This is a genomic window from Streptomyces sp. NPDC039609 (genome assembly GCF_055596705.1).
The window spans coordinates 341,956-357,930 of sequence record NZ_JBVIUJ010000002.1 but is presented as its reverse complement, the minus strand read 5'-3'; the positions used below and the strand labels follow the sequence as shown (position 1 = coordinate 357,930).

Annotated in this window: 13 protein-coding genes; 5 read left to right on the top strand and 8 right to left on the bottom strand. The window is 70.5% G+C overall.

Annotated features, from left to right (window positions below; all coding sequences use genetic code 11):
• Positions 1 to 71: 71 nt before the first annotated feature.
• The 6 genes from ACZ561_RS07070 to ACZ561_RS07045 form a co-directional block, all read right to left on the bottom strand.
• Entirely contained in the window at positions 72 to 1,973 is a 1,902-nt protein-coding gene (locus tag ACZ561_RS07070) for an anthranilate synthase family protein (protein ID WP_470990614.1), read from the bottom strand.
• On the bottom strand, positions 1,970 to 2,593 hold the full coding sequence (locus tag ACZ561_RS07065) for an isochorismatase family protein (RefSeq protein ID WP_470990612.1): 624 nt from the start codon (positions 2,591 to 2,593) through the stop codon (positions 1,970 to 1,972). Before ACZ561_RS07065 ends, ACZ561_RS07070 begins: the two co-directional genes overlap by 4 nt.
• Positions 2,594 to 2,640: 47 nt before the next feature.
• The gene (locus ACZ561_RS07060) at positions 2,641 to 3,411 is read right to left on the bottom strand and encodes a 2,3-dihydro-2,3-dihydroxybenzoate dehydrogenase (protein ID WP_470990610.1); all 771 of its coding nucleotides are present in this window, start codon (positions 3,409 to 3,411) and stop codon (positions 2,641 to 2,643) included.
• A gap of 46 nt (positions 3,412 to 3,457) precedes the next feature.
• Positions 3,458 to 4,630, bottom strand: a complete 1,173-nt coding sequence (locus ACZ561_RS07055) for a 3-deoxy-7-phosphoheptulonate synthase (RefSeq protein WP_470990608.1) — start codon at positions 4,628 to 4,630, stop codon at positions 3,458 to 3,460.
• A gap of 253 nt (positions 4,631 to 4,883) precedes the next feature.
• Positions 4,884 to 6,323, bottom strand: a complete 1,440-nt coding sequence (locus ACZ561_RS07050; protein WP_470990606.1) for a multicopper oxidase family protein — start codon at positions 6,321 to 6,323, stop codon at positions 4,884 to 4,886.
• A gap of 526 nt (positions 6,324 to 6,849) precedes the next feature.
• A complete protein-coding gene (locus ACZ561_RS07045) occupies positions 6,850 to 7,392 on the bottom strand; it encodes an SRPBCC family protein (protein WP_470990604.1) in 543 nt (180 codons plus the stop codon).
• Between the two features lie 249 nt (positions 7,393 to 7,641).
• Here ACZ561_RS07045 and ACZ561_RS07040 point away from each other — a divergent pair, with 249 nt between their 5' ends.
• The 5 genes from ACZ561_RS07040 (at position 7,642) to wrbA (ending at position 13,934) form a co-directional block, all read left to right on the top strand.
• Positions 7,642 to 9,372: a carboxylesterase family protein gene (locus ACZ561_RS07040; protein ID WP_470990601.1), complete on the top strand. Its 1,731-nt coding sequence runs from the start codon at positions 7,642 to 7,644 to the stop codon at positions 9,370 to 9,372.
• Positions 9,373 to 9,416: 44 nt separating this feature from the next.
• Positions 9,417 to 11,273: an asparagine synthase (glutamine-hydrolyzing) gene (gene asnB / locus ACZ561_RS07035; protein WP_470990597.1), complete on the top strand. Its 1,857-nt coding sequence runs from the start codon at positions 9,417 to 9,419 to the stop codon at positions 11,271 to 11,273.
• Positions 11,274 to 11,403: 130 nt separating this feature from the next.
• Entirely contained in the window at positions 11,404 to 12,279 is an 876-nt protein-coding gene (locus ACZ561_RS07030) for an MIP/aquaporin family protein (protein WP_470990595.1), read from the top strand.
• 38 nt (positions 12,280 to 12,317) lie between these two features.
• Positions 12,318 to 13,184, top strand: a complete 867-nt coding sequence (locus tag ACZ561_RS07025) for an arylamine N-acetyltransferase family protein (protein WP_470990593.1) — start codon at positions 12,318 to 12,320, stop codon at positions 13,182 to 13,184.
• Positions 13,185 to 13,316: 132 nt separating this feature from the next.
• The gene (gene wrbA / locus ACZ561_RS07020; RefSeq protein ID WP_470990590.1) at positions 13,317 to 13,934 is read left to right on the top strand and encodes an NAD(P)H:quinone oxidoreductase; all 618 of its coding nucleotides are present in this window, start codon (positions 13,317 to 13,319) and stop codon (positions 13,932 to 13,934) included.
• 123 nt (positions 13,935 to 14,057) lie between these two features.
• Here the strand turns inward: wrbA and ACZ561_RS07015 are convergent, their stop codons facing one another.
• On the bottom strand, positions 14,058 to 14,921 hold the full coding sequence (locus ACZ561_RS07015; RefSeq protein WP_376446332.1) for an AfsR/SARP family transcriptional regulator: 864 nt from the start codon (positions 14,919 to 14,921) through the stop codon (positions 14,058 to 14,060).
• Positions 14,922 to 15,254: 333 nt separating this feature from the next.
• Positions 15,255 to 15,905 (bottom strand): ScbR family autoregulator-binding transcription factor, encoded by a 651-nt coding sequence (locus tag ACZ561_RS07010; protein ID WP_376446333.1) that lies wholly within the window; start codon positions 15,903 to 15,905, stop codon positions 15,255 to 15,257.
• Positions 15,906 to 15,975 lie beyond the last annotated feature (70 nt).

Sequence of the window (15,975 nt, the reverse complement as noted above, 5' to 3'; positions counted from 1 at the left end):
GAACGGTCCTGGAACAGCACGACGCGGCGCCGCCGGGGTCTCCGGCGGCGCCGCGTCCTGTGCGCCCCGCCCTACCGCGGCGTCGGCACGACACCGCTCTTCACGAGGCCGCCCAGCATCGACGCGACGATCCGCGGACCGCTCTGGGTGAGCACCGACTCGGCGTGGAACTGCATCGACGCGAAGCCCGCGCCGCGCAGGGCGTGCACCTCGCCGGTCTCGGGGTCCCGGCTGACCTCGACGGGGCCGAACTCCGGGTGCAGGAAACCGTCCTCGTGGCAGCGCGCCGCGAACGTGTTGTAGAAGCCGACCCGTTCCCGCGCGCCGAAGAGGTCGATCTCCTTCTGGACGCCCTGGTTGGGCACCTCCCGGCGGGTGAGGTCCAGGCCCAGGCGCAGGCTGAGGATCTGGTGGCTGAGGCAGACCGCGAGGAACGGCCGGCGCTCGCTCAGCAGTCCGGCGACGGCCTCCCGCAGGTGCGCGATCTTCGGGTGCCCGGCCTCGCGCGGATCGCCGGGGCCGGGGCCCATGATGACGAGGTCGTGGCCGTCGACGTCGTACGCCTCGTCGAAGCGGCGGACCGTCACCTCGGGCCCCATCGCGCGGACTTGCTGTCCGATCATCGAGGTGAACGTGTCCTCGGCGTCGACGATCAGGACGCGCTGTCCGGCGAGGGCGGGATCGGGCCGGTCGCGGCCCGACTCCTCCGCCAGCCAGAAGCCGGCGATGGTGGCGTTGCGCCGCTCCAGCGCCTCGCGTACGCGCGGGTGGGCGCGGAAGCGGGAGCCTCCGTCGTCCTGGAGCGCGGAGAGCAGCCCGGCGGCCTTGGCGCGGGTCTCCGCGACCTCAGACATCGGGTCGGAGTGGCGCACCAGGGTCGCGCCGACGCCGATGGAGACCCGGCCGCCCGCGTCGATGTCGGCGGTACGGATGAGGATGGCGGAGTCCATGGCCCGGCCGCCGAGCGCGTCGCGGCCGATGAGGGCGGCGATCCCGCTGTAGTAGCCCCGGCCGTGGGGCTCGTACCTGGAGATCACCTTGCAGGCGCTCTCCAGGGGTGAGCCCGTCACCGTCGGGGCGAACAGCGTCTCGCGCAGGATCTCGCGCGGGTCGCGGTCGGTCTGGCCCTCGATGAAGTACTCGGTGTGGGCGAGCAGGGCCATCTCCTTGAGGTACGGGCCGACGACCCGGCCACCGCCCTCGCAGACCCGGGCCATCATCTTCAGTTCCTCGTCGACGACCATGTACAGCTCGTCGGCCTCCTTGCGGTCGGCGAGGAACTCGAGGACGCCGGGGAGCGTGGGGCCGGAGGCCGGATAGCGGTACGTGCCGCTGATGGGGTTCATGACGGCGGTGCCGTCGGCGAGGCTGACGTGCCGCTCGGGGGACGCGCCGACGAAGGTGCGGTCCCCGGTGTGGATGAGGAAGGTCCAGTACGCGCCCGACTCGCGTTCCAGGAGCCGGCGGAAGAAGGTCAGCGCGCTGCCGGGGCCGTAGTCGGTGATCTCGACGGTGAAGGAGCGGCGGATGACGAAGTTGGCACCCTCGCCGGTGCCGATCTCGTCGGCGACGACCCGGCGCACGATCTCGGCGTACGCCTCGTCGTCCACGTCGAAGCTGCCGTCGGCGAGGGTGATCGGGACGTCGGGGATCGCGGCGAGGACGGTGTCGAGCGGGACGGTGGTCTGCTCGGTGACGCTCATCGCGATGAGCGGGTCGCCGTCGTCGGTCCGGTCGTAGCCGCGCTCGCCGATCTGGCGGTACGGGACGACGGCGAGGACCTCGTGGCGCGCGGTGCCCTGGCCGTCCTCGCGCAGCGGGAGGTCGGCGAGGGTCTCGGGCAGGGAGATCTCGCCGGTCAGCAGGTCGAGCGCGCCGGGTCCGGTGGTCTCGGGCCGGTGCAGCACGGCGAAGGCGGGCGGGTTGGGGCCGAGGATTCGGCTCAGCAGGTCGGTACGGGCCGGTGTGTTCATCCCAGTACCTCCTTGGCGGTGGTGACGACGGCGCAGCGCTTGGCCGCGTACGCGACGGCCGATCGGTGCTCGGCCTCGGTGAAGTCGCCGACGGCGTCGGCGACCAGGAAGGTCTCGATGTCGTGGGTGAACGACTCGACGGCGCTGGCGAGCACGCCGATGTGGGCGTAGACCCCGCAGATGATCAGCTGGTCGCGGCCGTGGAAGCGCATGCGCTCCAGGAGGTCCGTCCTGAAGAAGGCGCTGTAGCGCCACTTGGTGAGCAGCCAGTCGCCCGAGGCGGGCGCGAGCGGCTCGACGATCTCGCGGTCGGCGGGGTCGAGGCGCATCCCCGGGCCCCAGAAGTCGGCGAGCAGACCGCGCTGTTCGGGGGTCATGCCGCCGGGCTGCGCGGTGTACGCGACGGGGATGCCGTGGGCCGCGCAACGGTCGCGGAGCAGGGCCGCGTTGGCGATGATCTCCTCGCGCAGCGGCGAGGGGAACGGCGCCAGGAAGTAGCGCTGCATGTCGTGGACGAGCAGCACGGCGCGGTCCGGGTCCACGGTCCAGTGCGGGGTGACCGGCGGCAGGGCGCCGGCCGTCGGCAACGGATAGGCCTCGATGGGGGGTATCCCGGCCATGACCGTCCTCTCGTGACGTGTGTGCGGGTACGCGGGTGAGGGGTTGCTCAGACGCCGAGGGACGCGCCGCCGTCGACGGTGAGGTCGTGCAGCGTGATGTGGGACGCCTGGTCCGACAGGAGGAAGACGACGGCCTCGGCGACGTCGGTGGGCAGGGCCAGCTTCTTCAGCGGGATGCCGACACGGAACGCCTCGGGGCGGCCCTCGATCGTGCCCTGGGGCCCGGTCTCGTCGTGCCACATCGAGGAGAGCATCGGGGTGTCCGTGGAGCCGGGCGCGACCAGGTTGCAGCGGATGCCGTAGGGCGCGACCTCCAGACCCAGCGACTTGGTGAACAGGGAGGCCGCGGCCTTGGAGGCGGCGTACGCGGCCATCTCGGTACGCGGGGTGTTGGCCGCGTTGGAGGCGACGGTGACGAGGGCACCGGAACCACGCGGGATCATCCGGTCGACGACGGCGCGGGAGACCTGGAAGACGCCGGTGGCGTTGACGGCGAAGGTGGCCGCCCAGTCCTCGTCGGAGAAGGTGCGGACGGGGCCGAGGCGCAGGACGCCGGCCGCGTTGACGAGGTAGTCGATCGGGCCGAGGCGCCGCTCGGCCTCGTCGACCAGGGCGGTGACCTGGGCGCTGTCGGTGACGTCGGCAGGGAACGCCTCGACGGGCAGCCCCTCGACGACGAAGGCCGCGACGCGCTGCTTGAGCGTGGACTCGTCCCGGTCGACGGCGGCGACGGTCACGCCGCGCTCGGCGAGCGCGCGGACCACCGCGGCGCCGATGCCGCCCGCGGCGCCGGTGACGAGGGCGATCTTGTCCTGCATCTCACTACCTCCGTGGTTCCGGTACGGGATAAGGGGCGGGGGCGCGTCAGGCGCGCCAGGCCGAGACGACGGTGACGGCCTGCCCGGGGTTGAGCCTCGGGTCGCAGAAGCTGGTGTAGTACTCGCCGCAGCGGCCGACCCACTGCTCGCCGAGGACGCACTCGGTGACGTCGTCGGGGGTGGTCTCCAGGTGGACGCCGCCGGCGATGCCGCCGGAGGAGCGCACGGCGAGCTGGAACTCGGAGATCTCCCGCTCGACGGTGGTGGTGTAGCGGGTCTTGAGTCCGCCTGGGGCGGTGACGGTGTTGCCGTGCATCGGGTCGGTCAGCCAGATCACCGGGTGGCCGGCGGCGCGGACCGCCTCGACGAGCGGCGGCAGCTTCTGGGCGACCTTGTCGGCGCCCATGCGGGCGATGAGGGTGAGCCGGCCGGGCTCACGGGCCGGGTCGAGGATCTCGCAGAGCGTGAGCAGCTCGTCGGGGGTCATGCTGGGGCCGACCTTGCAGGCGACCGGGTTGACGACCTCGGCGAGCAGGGCGACATGGGCGCCGTCGGTCTGACGGGTGCGTTCGCCGATCCACGGGAAGTGGGTGGAGGCGAGCAGCAGTCGGCCCTCGTCGTCGCGGCGGAGCATCGGCACCTCGTAGTCGAGGAGCAACGCCTCGTGGCTCGTCCAGACCGGCGGGTCGATGGCCGGGCGGCCGACGGGCTTGCGCCAGCCGAGGTGGCCCATGATGTCGTTGGCCGCCATGTATCCGGTGAGCAGCCGCAGCGGGTCGGGGCGGCGGGACTCCGCTTCGGGTTCGGGGCCGTTGACCATGTGGCCGCGGTAGACCGGGAGTTCGAGCTCGCCGACCTTCTCGGTGTCGTTGGAGCGCGGCTTGGCGAACTGGCCGGCCAGGCGGCCCACGCGGATCACCGGCTTGTGCGTGATCATCTTCATGGCGCCGGCGAGCAGGTCGAGGACGGCGGCCTTGCGGGCGATGTGCTGGGCGGTGGACTCGTCGGGGTCCTCGGAGCAGTCGCCGGACTGGACGATCACGGCCTCGCCCGCGGCGACCCTGGCGAGGAGAGTGCGCAGGGTGTGCACATCCTGGGGGCTGACCAGGGCGGGACGGACGCTCAGTTCCTCCCGTACGCGCTCCACCTGCGAGGCGTCGTCCCACACGGGCTGTTGCAGAGCCGGCCTTCGCCGGATGTCGAGCAGAGTGTTGTCCACAGGGAGTCTCTCCTAAGACGACAGGACGACGGGTGCGGGTGGGATTCTTCGAGCGGGAGATCCGAAAAGGGCCGGCCGGGCGGGCAACCGAACCGGTCCGACGAACCGGTGACGTGCGATTGGGTGTGCCACGAGTGGGCCGGCCGGCCCGTAATTCCCTCGGATCATCCGTCGTTGACTGGCTCACGGCCAATGGAGCAGGGCGCACTCCGTCAAGTGGGCGGAAAATCCATCAGGTCGGTTGGTGCGCTGTTCACACGACTTCCATCTGGGCCATCATTCCCATGGCCGCGTGGTCGAGCATGTGGCAGTGGTACAGGTACTTTCCGCGATAGCTGTCGAATGTTGCCTGGAACTTCACCGTCTCGCCCGGCATGACGCGGATCGTGTCCTTGAGTCCCGCCTCGGCAGGACCGGGCGGATTTCCGTTGCGTTCCAGTACACGGAACTGCACCAGGTGAATATGGAAATTGTGCGGGATGGCTTGATTGCTGTTGGTGACCGTCCAGATTTCCGAGCCGCCCCAGGGAACGGTGTTGTCGATTCGGTGGTGGTCGTAGACCTTTCCGTCCATGTAGCCCTGCGGGGCGGGCCGCCCGTCCTCGTCCATGCTCATGACGACGGTCCGCCGGCCGGTGACGGCCGGCAGCGCGGGCAGGGTGCGCAGCGTGGCGGGTACGGCGCTGGGGTCGGACGCGGTCTTCACCACGTCGAAGCGCAGCACCTTGCCGGTCAGTTCGGCCGGACCCGGGCCCTCGGTGTTCTCCAGGACGAGCTGGGTGCCGACGGGATAGCGGGAGAAGTCGATGACGACCTCGGCGCGTTCGCCCGGCGAGAGGGCGACGGTGTCGGTGGAGAAGGGCCGCTCCAGGAGGCCGCCGTCGGAACCGATGTGGATGAACGGCGAGCCGTCCGCGAGCCGCAGGGTGAAGAATCTCAGGTTGGTGGAATTGAGCAGCCGGAAGCGGTACTTGCGGGCCGCGACCTGGAAATACGGCCAGGCCCTGCCGTTGGCCATGATGGTCGAACGGCTGCGGAAGTCGTCCATGGTGTAGACGAGTTGCCCGGCCGTGTCGAAATGCCCCTCGCGCAGCATGATCGGCACGTCGTACACGCCGGAGGGCAGCGGGAGCGCCCGCTCCTCGGCGTCGGTGAGCAGGTAGAACGCGGAGAGGCCGCGGTAGACGTGCTCGGACTCCATGTGGTGGGCATGGTCGTGCAGCCAGAGCGGGGCGTGACCCTGCTGGTTCGGGTAGTGGTACGTGCGCATACCGCCGGGTGCGATGGTGGCCATCGGGTCCCCGTCGTGCTCGGGGGCGACGTGCCCGCCGTGCAGATGGATCGAGGCCGGCATGTCCAGCTTGTTGTACTGGTTGATGACGACCGGGCGGCCGGAGGTGGCCCGGATGAGTCCGGGGAAGCCTCCGTTGAAGGTGAAGACCTCGGTGAGCTGCTTGGGCAGGATCTCCTTGGTGGTCCGCTTGATCGAGATGTTGTAGGTGTCGACGCCGTTGGCGGTCGAGCTGGGCGCGATGACCTGCGGCAGAGGCATCGGCCGGGTGAAGAACGCGACGGCGGTCGCGTCGGCCGCTGTGGCCGATGCCGCGCCGAGCAGCGGGGTCAGGGCTGCGCCGGTGGCCACCGTGCCGCCTGTCGCCAGGGCGGCACCGATGAACCGTCGTCTGGAAAGCATGGGGATTCCCCTCGTCATGGGCGCGCCCTGTGCGCACCCGTATCTCCTTGCTCTGTGGGGGGTGTGGGGGCTGTGGGGGGCTGTGGGGGTGTGGGGGTGTGGGGGTCCGACGGCCCCGGCGCGCGACTGGGCGGCGGCGCGGGGGCGGCTCGTGGGGCCCGGCGCGGTCGCGGGCGGGGCGCGGAACTGGGCGCGGGGCGGTTCCGGGGTACGGACACACGCCGGCGCGCGGCGGGCGCGGGGCGGTTCCGGGGTACGGATACGGGCGAGGCGCGCGGCGGGCGCGGGGCGGTCCTCCGTACGGAGATGCGGCCCGGTTCGGGCCTGACGCAGGCCCGGTGAGGGCCTGGCGCGCGGGCGGTTCCGGGCACGGACGCAGGCCCGGTGGAGGCCTGGCGCGCGGGCGGTTCCCGGCACGGACGTAGTCCCGATGCGGGACGGACGTAGGCCCGTGCGGTCCTGGTGCGCGTCGGGCCGGCCCCTTGGGGCCGGCCCGTCGATGCGTCGTTCCTGGTCGAGGAGGGCGTCAGTCCTTCTCGACGACCACCTTGATCCTGCCCAGCGTCTCGGTGACGTCCCGGGTCATCTTCGCCGTCCAGTCGGAGATGAACTTCCGCTTGTCGGCCTCGTCCATGTCCTTGGTGATCTCGTGGATTCCGGGTGACGCGTATCCCATGCGGAACGTCTGGGAGAGCGTGGCTCCGTTCTCGGCGGGCTCGATGAGGAAGGACCAGGTGAGCTCCTGCGGCTCACCGGTCTTGGAGTGGATCTTCCAGCGGAACACACGGCCGGGGGCGGTCTCCGCGACTTCCGACTTCGTGTGCCAGATTCCGCGGATGAGCGGCGCCCAGGACACGATGTCGTCGCTGCGGAAGTTCTCTCCCTCGAAGATCGCACCGACCGTCCCGGGCTCTCCGGACAGCCATCGGCCGCCCTGGAGTTCCGAGCTCCATTCGGAATGCCGCTGCATGTCGCTGACGATCGAGTAGATCTTGTCGGCGGAAGCCGCGATATGAATCTCGGCGCCCAGCTCGAAAAGGGGGCGAGAGTCCAGAATCGACGTTGTCATGCCTGGATCCTGCCGATCCCCAGGGGTGTGCTCAAAGGGTCGGGCGTGAATCCGTCAGGTCACCGTGACACCGCTTCGGATGCCGCTCCGACTGACCTGACTGAGTACGCCGAACCGCATTGGCCGAGGCCAGGACGTGCGGCACCCTCGCACCGTCGTCACTCTTCGACGCGCCAAGTCTTTTGGCATTCGCATACCCGGGGAGTTTTGTTTATGGACCGGTCGGGAGTTGGACATGAGCCGCCACCCATGCCACGGAGACGTACGGTCGTCGCGGCCGCCGCAGCGGTGGCGACGGCGGTGACCGTACCGGGCGGCGTGGCCTCGGCCGCGGAGACGGACGGCGGAGTGCGCGCCGGTGGCGCCGCGGAGGGCACCGGTGTCGTCACCCGTGCCGCGGAGGGCACCGGTGTCGTCACCCGTGTCGGCGGTGGTCTGATCAGGGGAGAGCGGGCCGGCGGCCTGTCCGTCTTCCGGGGGGTGCCCTACGCCGCTCCCCCGGTCGGCGAGCTGCGCTTCCGCTCACCGCGCCCGGTCGCCCCCTGGCGCGGGACCCGGGACGCGACGCGGTTCGCTCCCGTCTCGTACCAGTCGTACCTGCCCGGCTCCAGCGAGGACAGCCTCTACGCGAACGTCTGGACCCCGGACACCGGCGGCGCCCGCCCCGTCGTGGTGTACATCCACGGCGGCGGCTGGTTCCTCGGCGCCGGCAGCGAGCCGGACTTCGACGGCGCCCGGCCCGCCGCCCACGGCGACATGGTCGTGGTGACCTTCAACTACCGCCTCGGCGCCCTGGGTTGGGGCCTGCACGAGGACCTGGTCGACGAGCGCACCGGCGGGTACTCCAACTGGGGGCTGCAGGACCAGGTGGCGCTGCTGCACTGGGTGCGCCGCAACGCGGCCGCCTTCGGCGGCGACCCCGACAACATCACGCTGGCCGGCACCTCGGCCGGCGGCTCCTCGACCTGGCAGCTGGGACTGCTCCCCGAGCTGCGCGGAATCGTTCGCCGAATCGTCCCCATCAGCGTCAAGCACGTCTGGGAACCGGCGAGTTCGATGAGCCGGGAGGACTCCCACCGGGTCTTCGAGCTGGTCGCCCGCAAGCTCGGCACCACCGTGCGGGGCCTGCGCTCCGTGCCGGCCGCCCGGCTCAAGGACACCTGGGAGAAGATCTTCTCCGGCAGCCCCGTCGACCGGGAGATATCCACCTGGCGCGAGTACCAGGGTCCGGTCGTCGACGACCGCTGGATGCTCGGCCACGACTTCGAGCTGCCCACCCCCGACCTGCCCACCCTGTCGATCTACGGGCGGACCGAGGGCACCTTCTTCACCACCGGGCCCGGCTATCCCTTCCCGGGTCCCCATCCCACCGACGACGCGAGCCTGCGCACCGCGATCCGCGCCGTGCTGCACAAGGGCGCGGTCCATGTCGCCGACACCGAGGTGGACGCGGCGATCTCCGCGTACCGCCGGGCGGCGGCGATCGACGGACTCCCGCAGGACCCGGTGTCCGTCTGGGGCGCGATCTGGGGCGACAGTCTCTTCCGCTACCAGATCACCCGGCTCGCCGAACGGCAGGCCACGGAGCGGCCCGACGTACCCAGCTATCTGGTGGAGTTCGCGCACCCGGTCGCCCCGCCGCTGACCGGCACCCCGCACGAGGCCACGTCCAAGTTCCTCTTCGGTACCTACGGCTCCGCGGCCAACGCCCCGCACTACGGCGACGGCCCGCTGGAGCGGCTCGTCTCGGACACCTTCATCGACCTGCTGTCCTCCTTCGCCCACGGCCGGGCGCCGAGCAGCCCGAACGCGCCCACGGTGCCGGTGTTCTCGCCGGACCGGCCCTCCACGCTGATCCTCGGCGGGGAGCGGGTCGCCGAGGTCGGTGAGCGCTCCGCACTGCGTCAGCTCGCCCACTGGGACACCGCCGGCTGGGTCCCGGTCCCGAAGCCCGCTTCGACGGCCGCCCCCCGCTCCTGACTCCGTACACCCCGCTGATCATTCGAGAAAGGACCTGAGGCGCCATGTGCGGACTCACCGGCTGGATCGCCTACGACCGCGACCTGACGCTCGGCGGCGACACCGCCGAGGCCATGACCCGGACCCTGGAGTGCCGGGGCCCGGACGACGGCGGCATCTGGCTCACCCGCCACGCCGCCCTGGGCCACCGCCGTCTCTCCATCATCGATCTGGAGAACGGCCGCCAGCCCATGCACGCCGTCCCCGGCGACGACGGTCAGCCCGTCCTCGTCTACACCGGCGAGGTCTACAACTTCCGTGAGCTGAAGGAGGAGCTCACCGCCCTCGGGCACGAGTTCCGCACCGCGTCCGACACCGAGGTCGTGCTGCACGCCTATCTCGAGTGGGGCGAGGAGTTCGCGGAGCGGCTCAACGGCATGTACGCGCTGGCGATCTGGGACCCGCGCAGCGAGGAACTCCTCCTGGTCCGCGACCGGATGGGCGTCAAGCCGCTGTACTACTACCCCACCGCCGACGGTGTCCTCTTCGGCTCCGAGCCCAAGTCGATCCTCGCCCACCCCGAGGCGGAGGCCGTCGTCGACGCCGAGGGGCTCGCCGAGATCTTCGCGATCATCAACACCCCCGGCCACGCGGTCTTCAAGGGGATGCGCGAGGTCGTCCCCGGCACGTCCGTCCGCTTCACCAGGGCGGGCTCCACCACCCGTACGTACTGGACGCTCCAGGCGCGCCCGCACACGGACGACCTCGACACCACCATCGCCACCGTCCGCGAACTGCTCGAGGACATCATCGAGCGGCAGCTGATCGCCGATGTGAAGGTCGGCACCCTGCTCTCCGGCGGTCTGGACTCCAGCGCCGTGACCGCGCTCGCCGCGAAGGTACTGCGCGACCAGGGTTCGGACGAGCGGATCACCGCCTTCTCGGTCGACTTCAAGGACCACGGCGAGACCTTCCGCGACAACGGCATCTGGATGGACCCGGACACCCCGTACGCCGTCGACGTGGCCCGGCACTCCGGCGCCGAGCACATCATCGTGGAGCTGGAGAACCACGACATCCTCGACGAGGACGTCCGTACGGCGGTGCTGCGCGCCCAGGACCTGCCGGTGTCGACCGGCGACATGGAGCACTCCCTGTACCACCTGTGCAAGGCGCTCAAGGAGCGCGTCACGGTGGCGCTTTCGGGCGAGGCTGCCGACGAGATCTTCGGCGGCTACAACTGGTTCTTCGACGAGGAGGCCGTCAACGGGGACACCTTCCCCTGGTACGACGCCTGGCGGCGGCTCGGCGGCCTGGACACGGTCAAGGACATCGGGCTCTGGGAACGGCTCGGCATGGAGGAGTACGTCAAGCGCCGGTACGCCGAGTCCCTGGAGGCGGTCCCGCGGCTCGCCGGCGACTCCCGGCACGAGGAGCGGATGAAGGAGCTGACCTGGCTCAACATCCAGCACTGGGAGAAGTTCCTGCTGGACCGCAAGGACCGGATCTCGATGTCCACCAGCCTTGAGGTCCGCGTCCCGTTCACCGACCACCGGCTCGTCGAGTACGTCTACAACGTGCCGTGGGAGATGAAGAACTTCGACGGCCGGGAGAAGAGCCTGCTGCGCGCGGCGTCCGCGCACGTGCTGCCCCAGTCGGTCCTGGAGCGGAAGAAGAGCCCGTACCCCTCCACCCAGGACATCGAGTACGTCACCGCGCTGCGCGCCAAGGTCGAGGCGCTGCTCGCCGACGGCTCCCCGGTGCTGCGGCTCGTCCCGCGCGAGGGCATCCAGCGGCTCCTCGACAGGCCGCTGGAGGAGTACTCGGCGCTCGGTGGGCTCTGGGGCACCCGGGCGGTGATGGAGCGGCTGGTCGAGTTCAACGCCTGGGCGCTCGACTACAAGGTCCGTATCGAGCTCTGACCTGCACGCTCGCCACTCTGCGGCGTCGCGCGCGGCCTTCCGGCCGTGCGCGGCGCCGCGGACGCATGTGTACGCCAAGCCCCACCCGCGCCGCCTGTACCGACCGCATCACAGCTGGGAGTTGGTCACCATGACCCACAGCCGTCACCGGGCTCCGCGCAGGGAGCTGCTCTCCCCGCGCGCCCGCACCGTCGTCCTGGAGTTCCTGATCACGGCGGGGATCCTCTTCCTCATCGTGACCACGTCACGCTGGATCTTCGCTCCGGACGCGCCCCTCGGCTCCGTGCTGAAGGGGCGGGCGGCGTTCGTCGCGCTCGGCCTCATCTTCGGCATCGTCAACACGGCGATCATCCACTACTCGATGTCCCGGAAGACCGCCGGACACATGAACCCCTCGGTGAGCATCGGGCTGTGGCTGCTGCGGGTCTTCCCGGGCCGGGACGTCCTGCCGTTCTGCGTGGCGCAGATGACCGGGGCCCTGGCCGGCGTGGGCCTCGCGCGGCTGGTGTGGGGCGCGCCCGTGGGTCTGCCCCAGGTCGGCTGGGCGGCGGTGGCTCCCCAGCCCGGCTGGGGCTTCTGGGGGGTGCTGACGGCGGAGACGGTCGGCCAGCTGATCTGTATGACGCTGGTGGCGGCGCTGCTGATCCGGCCGCGCTGGGAGTGGCTGATACCCGGGGTCGTCGGGCTGTGCATCACCGGCTTCATCGTGGTCCTCGGGCCGCTCTCGGGCGGCTCGGTCAATCCGGCGCGGCAGTTCGGGCCGGCGCTGTGGGCCGGGAACTTCGGCTTCCTGACCGCGTATCTGATCGGCCCCGTCCTCGGCGCGGCGCTGGCGGCCGCGCTCGCCGCGGCGCTCAGGCCGCCGGTGGAACCACCGGCCGCCGAGGAGGCGGTCCTGCAGGTCGAGCACACCGTCCGCCCCGTCGAGGCGACCGTATGCCCGGACACCATCCCGCCCGAGCTGCTGCGGGAGCGCCCCGCGCACGACGACCCGTATCGCATCTGAGCATTCGAACGCCTGAACACGTGATCCAGGAGACAGACATGTTGGGAACCTACGGACTGCCCGTCGCCGTCGAGGCCGACCCGGAGTGGCAGAGCGAGCTCCTCGACCTCGACGCGTACCTCGCCCGGATCGGCTTCTCCGGGCCCCGCACCCCCACCGCGGTCACTCTGCACCGGGTCCTGCGCTGCCACATGGACGCGATCGCCTTCGAGAACGTCGACATCGCGCTGGGCCGCCCGGTCTCGCTCGACCTGGACCGGATCCAGGACAAGCTCGTACGGGCGGGGCGCGGCGGCTACTGCTACGAGAACAACCTGCTGTTCGCCGCCGCCCTGGACCGGCTCGGTTTCCCGGTGACCCGCCTCCTCGCCCGGATCCGGCAGGGCGAGAGCAGGCGCCGCTTCCGTACGCACACGGTGCTCCTGGTCCGTGCGGAGGACCAGGTGTGGCTCGCGGACGTCGGCTACGGCTACAGCGGCCTGATGGAGGCGCTGCCGCTCCGCGACGGTGCGGTCTCCTCGGTCGCGGACTGGACCTGGCGGCTGACGGCCGACGGGCCGGACTGGGTGGTGCGCATCCCCGAGGAGGGAGCGGACGACGGCTGGTTCGACATGTACGCGTTCCGTCAGGAGCCGCAGTTCCGGATCGACTTCGAGGCGGCGCACTACCTCTCCTCGACCCGGCCCGGCTCGCCGTTCGTCGGTCAGCTGGTCGCCCAGAAGGAGACGGAGAAGGAGCGCCGGCTGCTGCGGGACAAGTCGCTGGAGATCCGGTACGCGGACGGGCGCGTCGAGCGACGTGAGCTGAGCGCCGCCGATACGGTGTGCGCGCTCGGAGAGCTGTTCTCGATCGAGCTGAACGACGACGACGAGCGTGCCCTGCTGCGGTTCTTCGCCACGAAGTGACATCCGGGTACGGAACTTGACGGACTTTCACGGACCGCGTGGAAGGCCGCCGTCCCGTTCGGAGAAAGTCGCGAACGGGCCCTTCCGTTCCGTACCCGGCCCCCCCGTCCCACACCAAGGAGCAGGTCCGTCATGACCAACGTCGCAGTCATCTACTACTCGTCGACCGGCAATGTGCACACGCTGGCGAACGCCGCCGCGCAGGCCGCGGAGAAGGCCGGTGCGGAGGTTCGGCTGCGGAAGGTGGCGGAGTTGGCGCCGCAGTCGGTGATCGACACGAAGGCGGAGTGGGCCGAGCACGTCCAGGCCACCCGTGACGTGGAGGTCGCCTCCCTCGACGACCTGGAGTGGGCCGACGTCGTGCTGATCGGCACGCCGACCCGCTTCGGTCTGCCCGCCGCGCAGATCAAGCAGTTCATCGACACGACCGGTGGTCTGTGGGCGCAGGGCAAGCTGGTCAACAAGGTCGCCGCGTCGTTCACCTCGACCTCGACCGCGCACGGTGGCCAGGAGTCGACGCTGCTCGCCCTGAACAACACCTTCTACCACTGGGGTGCCATCATCGTGGCGCCCGGCTACGCGGACCCGGTGCAGTTCGCTCCGGCCAACGGCAACCCGTACGGCGCCAGCAGCGTCTCGGCGAACGAGGCGGACAACGTGGCCGGCGAGAACCTCGCCGCGATCGAGTTCCAGACGCGTCGCGCCGTCGAGATCGCCACGGCGCTGAAGAAGGGCTTCGGCGCGGCCTGACCGTGGGCCCGGGGACCGGGCCGGGTCAGCTGTCCGGGGGGACACACGAGAGGAGGGGCGGGACGCTTCGAGCGTCCCGCCCCTCCTCTCGTCGTGTTCCGGCACGCGCCCTGGTGCGGCCCCTCAACCGAGCGATCCGGCGGGCACGAGGCGGGGCAGCGTGGACGTCTGGCGGCCGAAGGCCGGCCGGGCCACGTCCCGTACGGTCAGGATCGAACGCTGGAGCCTGCGCAGCCGCGCCGAGGGCTCCATGCCCGTCTCCTTCTTCAGTCCGTTGCGCAGCCGCTGGTAGACCTCCAGGGCCTCGTCCTGCCGTCCGCAGCGCAGCAGCGCGACCATGAACTGGCCGTGCAGCGGTTCGTTGGTGCGGTACTGGGCGACGAGTTCGGAGAGGTCGGAGATCATCTCGAAGTGCCGGCCGAGCCGCAGTTGGGCCTCGACCCACTGGTCGAGGGCGCTCAGCCGGGAGGTCTCCAGGCGCTCGATCTCCATGCGCAGATGGGGACCGGCCGCGACGCCCGCGTACGGTTCGCCGCGCCACAGGGCGAGGGCGTCGGAGAGCCGGCGTGCCGCGCGCTGGAGGTCGCCCGCCTCCATGGCCCGGTAGCCCGCGCCCGCGGCCCGCTCGAACTGCCAGGCGTCGTTGGAGCCGCCGCCGGTGTCGAGCCGGTAACCGCCGGGCAGCGAGACGAGCACGGCCTCGGCGGTGTGGCGCTCCAGCCAGTTGGAACCGTCCGCCGGCGCCCCGGTCCCGCGCAGGGCCATGGTGATCAACGCCCGCAGGTCGATGATGTGGGACTGAAGTTCGACTCGGGCGCCGCGCGGCGGCCCCGACGGCCAGAGCTCCTCCATGAGTACGGTCACGGGCACGACCTGGTCCGCGTTGGCCGCGAGCAGCGCCAGCAACTGTCGCGGCGCGGCGGCGGTCGGAGTGATCGACACCCCGTTCTCGCGTACCGACAGTCCCCCCAGGATCCGGACGTCCACTTTGCCCCCTCAGTGTCGGTGAACGGCTTGGCCCTGGACGATTAGAAAAGAGACCCGGAGGCATGTCAATAAGAAACCGCCGGGTATGGAATTTCTGGACCCGAGAACGCGGAAGAATGTCCGCTTAGCTCGGGTTTGTCGCTATCAGGAATCCGTAAGGGGCACAACGAAGCGTACCCACGGGTCCAAGATCTGGACTCACGGGTACGCTTTCCGATGTCTATTTCAGACGACGTCAAGATGTCGACTTCATGTCTTCCTCGAAAAACCGGCAGCCGGGTATGGTTTCACCCACCAGAATGACCCGCCCCGGGGGCCCGGGGCGGGTGACCCCTAGCCCGCCGCCGCCTCCGCCGCGCGCAGGGCGCGGGCGCCCCGTCCGGGCTCCATGTCGAGCATCGCGAGCACGGCGGGGACCGCGATGCTGGGCAGCACATGGCGGTAGAGCGCCGAGGCCCAGCGGTCCATGTCCGCCCGGTTGCTGCCCAGGGCCTGGGTCATCAGGTTCAGGCCGGCGTAGGAGCCCACCACGAGCGGCGCCACCTCCTCCGGGTCGGCGTGCGGCAGCAGTTCACCGCGCTCCTTGGCCTCTTCGAGCACCCGCAGATTGAGATCGGTCCACTCCCGGTAGGGGCCGCTGCGGTTGAGTTCGTGGCCGCCCTGGTCGAGGGTGAGCCGGACGCTCCCGCGCAGCAGCCCGTCATGGGTCAGCCGGTGCGCGAACACCATGCCGATGTCGACGAACTCCTGCATCTTGGAGACCTGCGGCATCGGCGTGGGCGCGGTCGACACCTGGGCGTCGATCACCGCGTGCGCGAGGTCTTCCTTGGAGTCGAAGTGGAAGTAGAGCGCACCCTTGGTGACCTGGGCGAGCTGGAGGATGTCGGTGAGTTTCGCAGCCTCGTAACCACGCTCGTCGAAGACGGTGGCGGCCGCTTCCAAGATCGCCTGGCGCGTCCGAATCGCGCGATCCTGCTTCGCCATTGGGGGTCACGTCCCTCTCATAGCCCGATGCCCCACAGGACACACGCGCTCGCTCCGTGCCTGCTCGCAC

What these genes read in the sequence shown, in the direction of transcription:
- ACZ561_RS07045 (WP_470990604.1), bottom strand. Translation starts at nt 7,392, where the DNA reads ATGACAACGTCGATTCTGGACTCTCGCCCCCTTTTCGAGCTGGGCGCC.
- ACZ561_RS07025 (WP_470990593.1), top strand. Translation starts at nt 12,318, where the DNA reads ATGTTGGGAACCTACGGACTGCCCGTCGCCGTCGAGGCCGACCCGGAG.
- ACZ561_RS07060 (WP_470990610.1), bottom strand. Translation starts at nt 3,411, where the DNA reads ATGCAGGACAAGATCGCCCTCGTCACCGGCGCCGCGGGCGGCATCGGC.
- wrbA (WP_470990590.1), top strand. Translation starts at nt 13,317, where the DNA reads ATGACCAACGTCGCAGTCATCTACTACTCGTCGACCGGCAATGTGCAC.
- ACZ561_RS07040 (WP_470990601.1), top strand. Translation starts at nt 7,642, where the DNA reads ATGCCACGGAGACGTACGGTCGTCGCGGCCGCCGCAGCGGTGGCGACG.
- ACZ561_RS07050 (WP_470990606.1), bottom strand. Translation starts at nt 6,323, where the DNA reads ATGCTTTCCAGACGACGGTTCATCGGTGCCGCCCTGGCGACAGGCGGC.
- ACZ561_RS07070 (WP_470990614.1), bottom strand. Translation starts at nt 1,973, where the DNA reads ATGAACACACCGGCCCGTACCGACCTGCTGAGCCGAATCCTCGGCCCC.
- asnB (WP_470990597.1), top strand. Translation starts at nt 9,417, where the DNA reads ATGTGCGGACTCACCGGCTGGATCGCCTACGACCGCGACCTGACGCTC.
- ACZ561_RS07065 (WP_470990612.1), bottom strand. Translation starts at nt 2,593, where the DNA reads ATGGCCGGGATACCCCCCATCGAGGCCTATCCGTTGCCGACGGCCGGC.
- ACZ561_RS07030 (WP_470990595.1), top strand. Translation starts at nt 11,404, where the DNA reads ATGACCCACAGCCGTCACCGGGCTCCGCGCAGGGAGCTGCTCTCCCCG.
- ACZ561_RS07010 (WP_376446333.1), bottom strand. Translation starts at nt 15,905, where the DNA reads ATGGCGAAGCAGGATCGCGCGATTCGGACGCGCCAGGCGATCTTGGAA.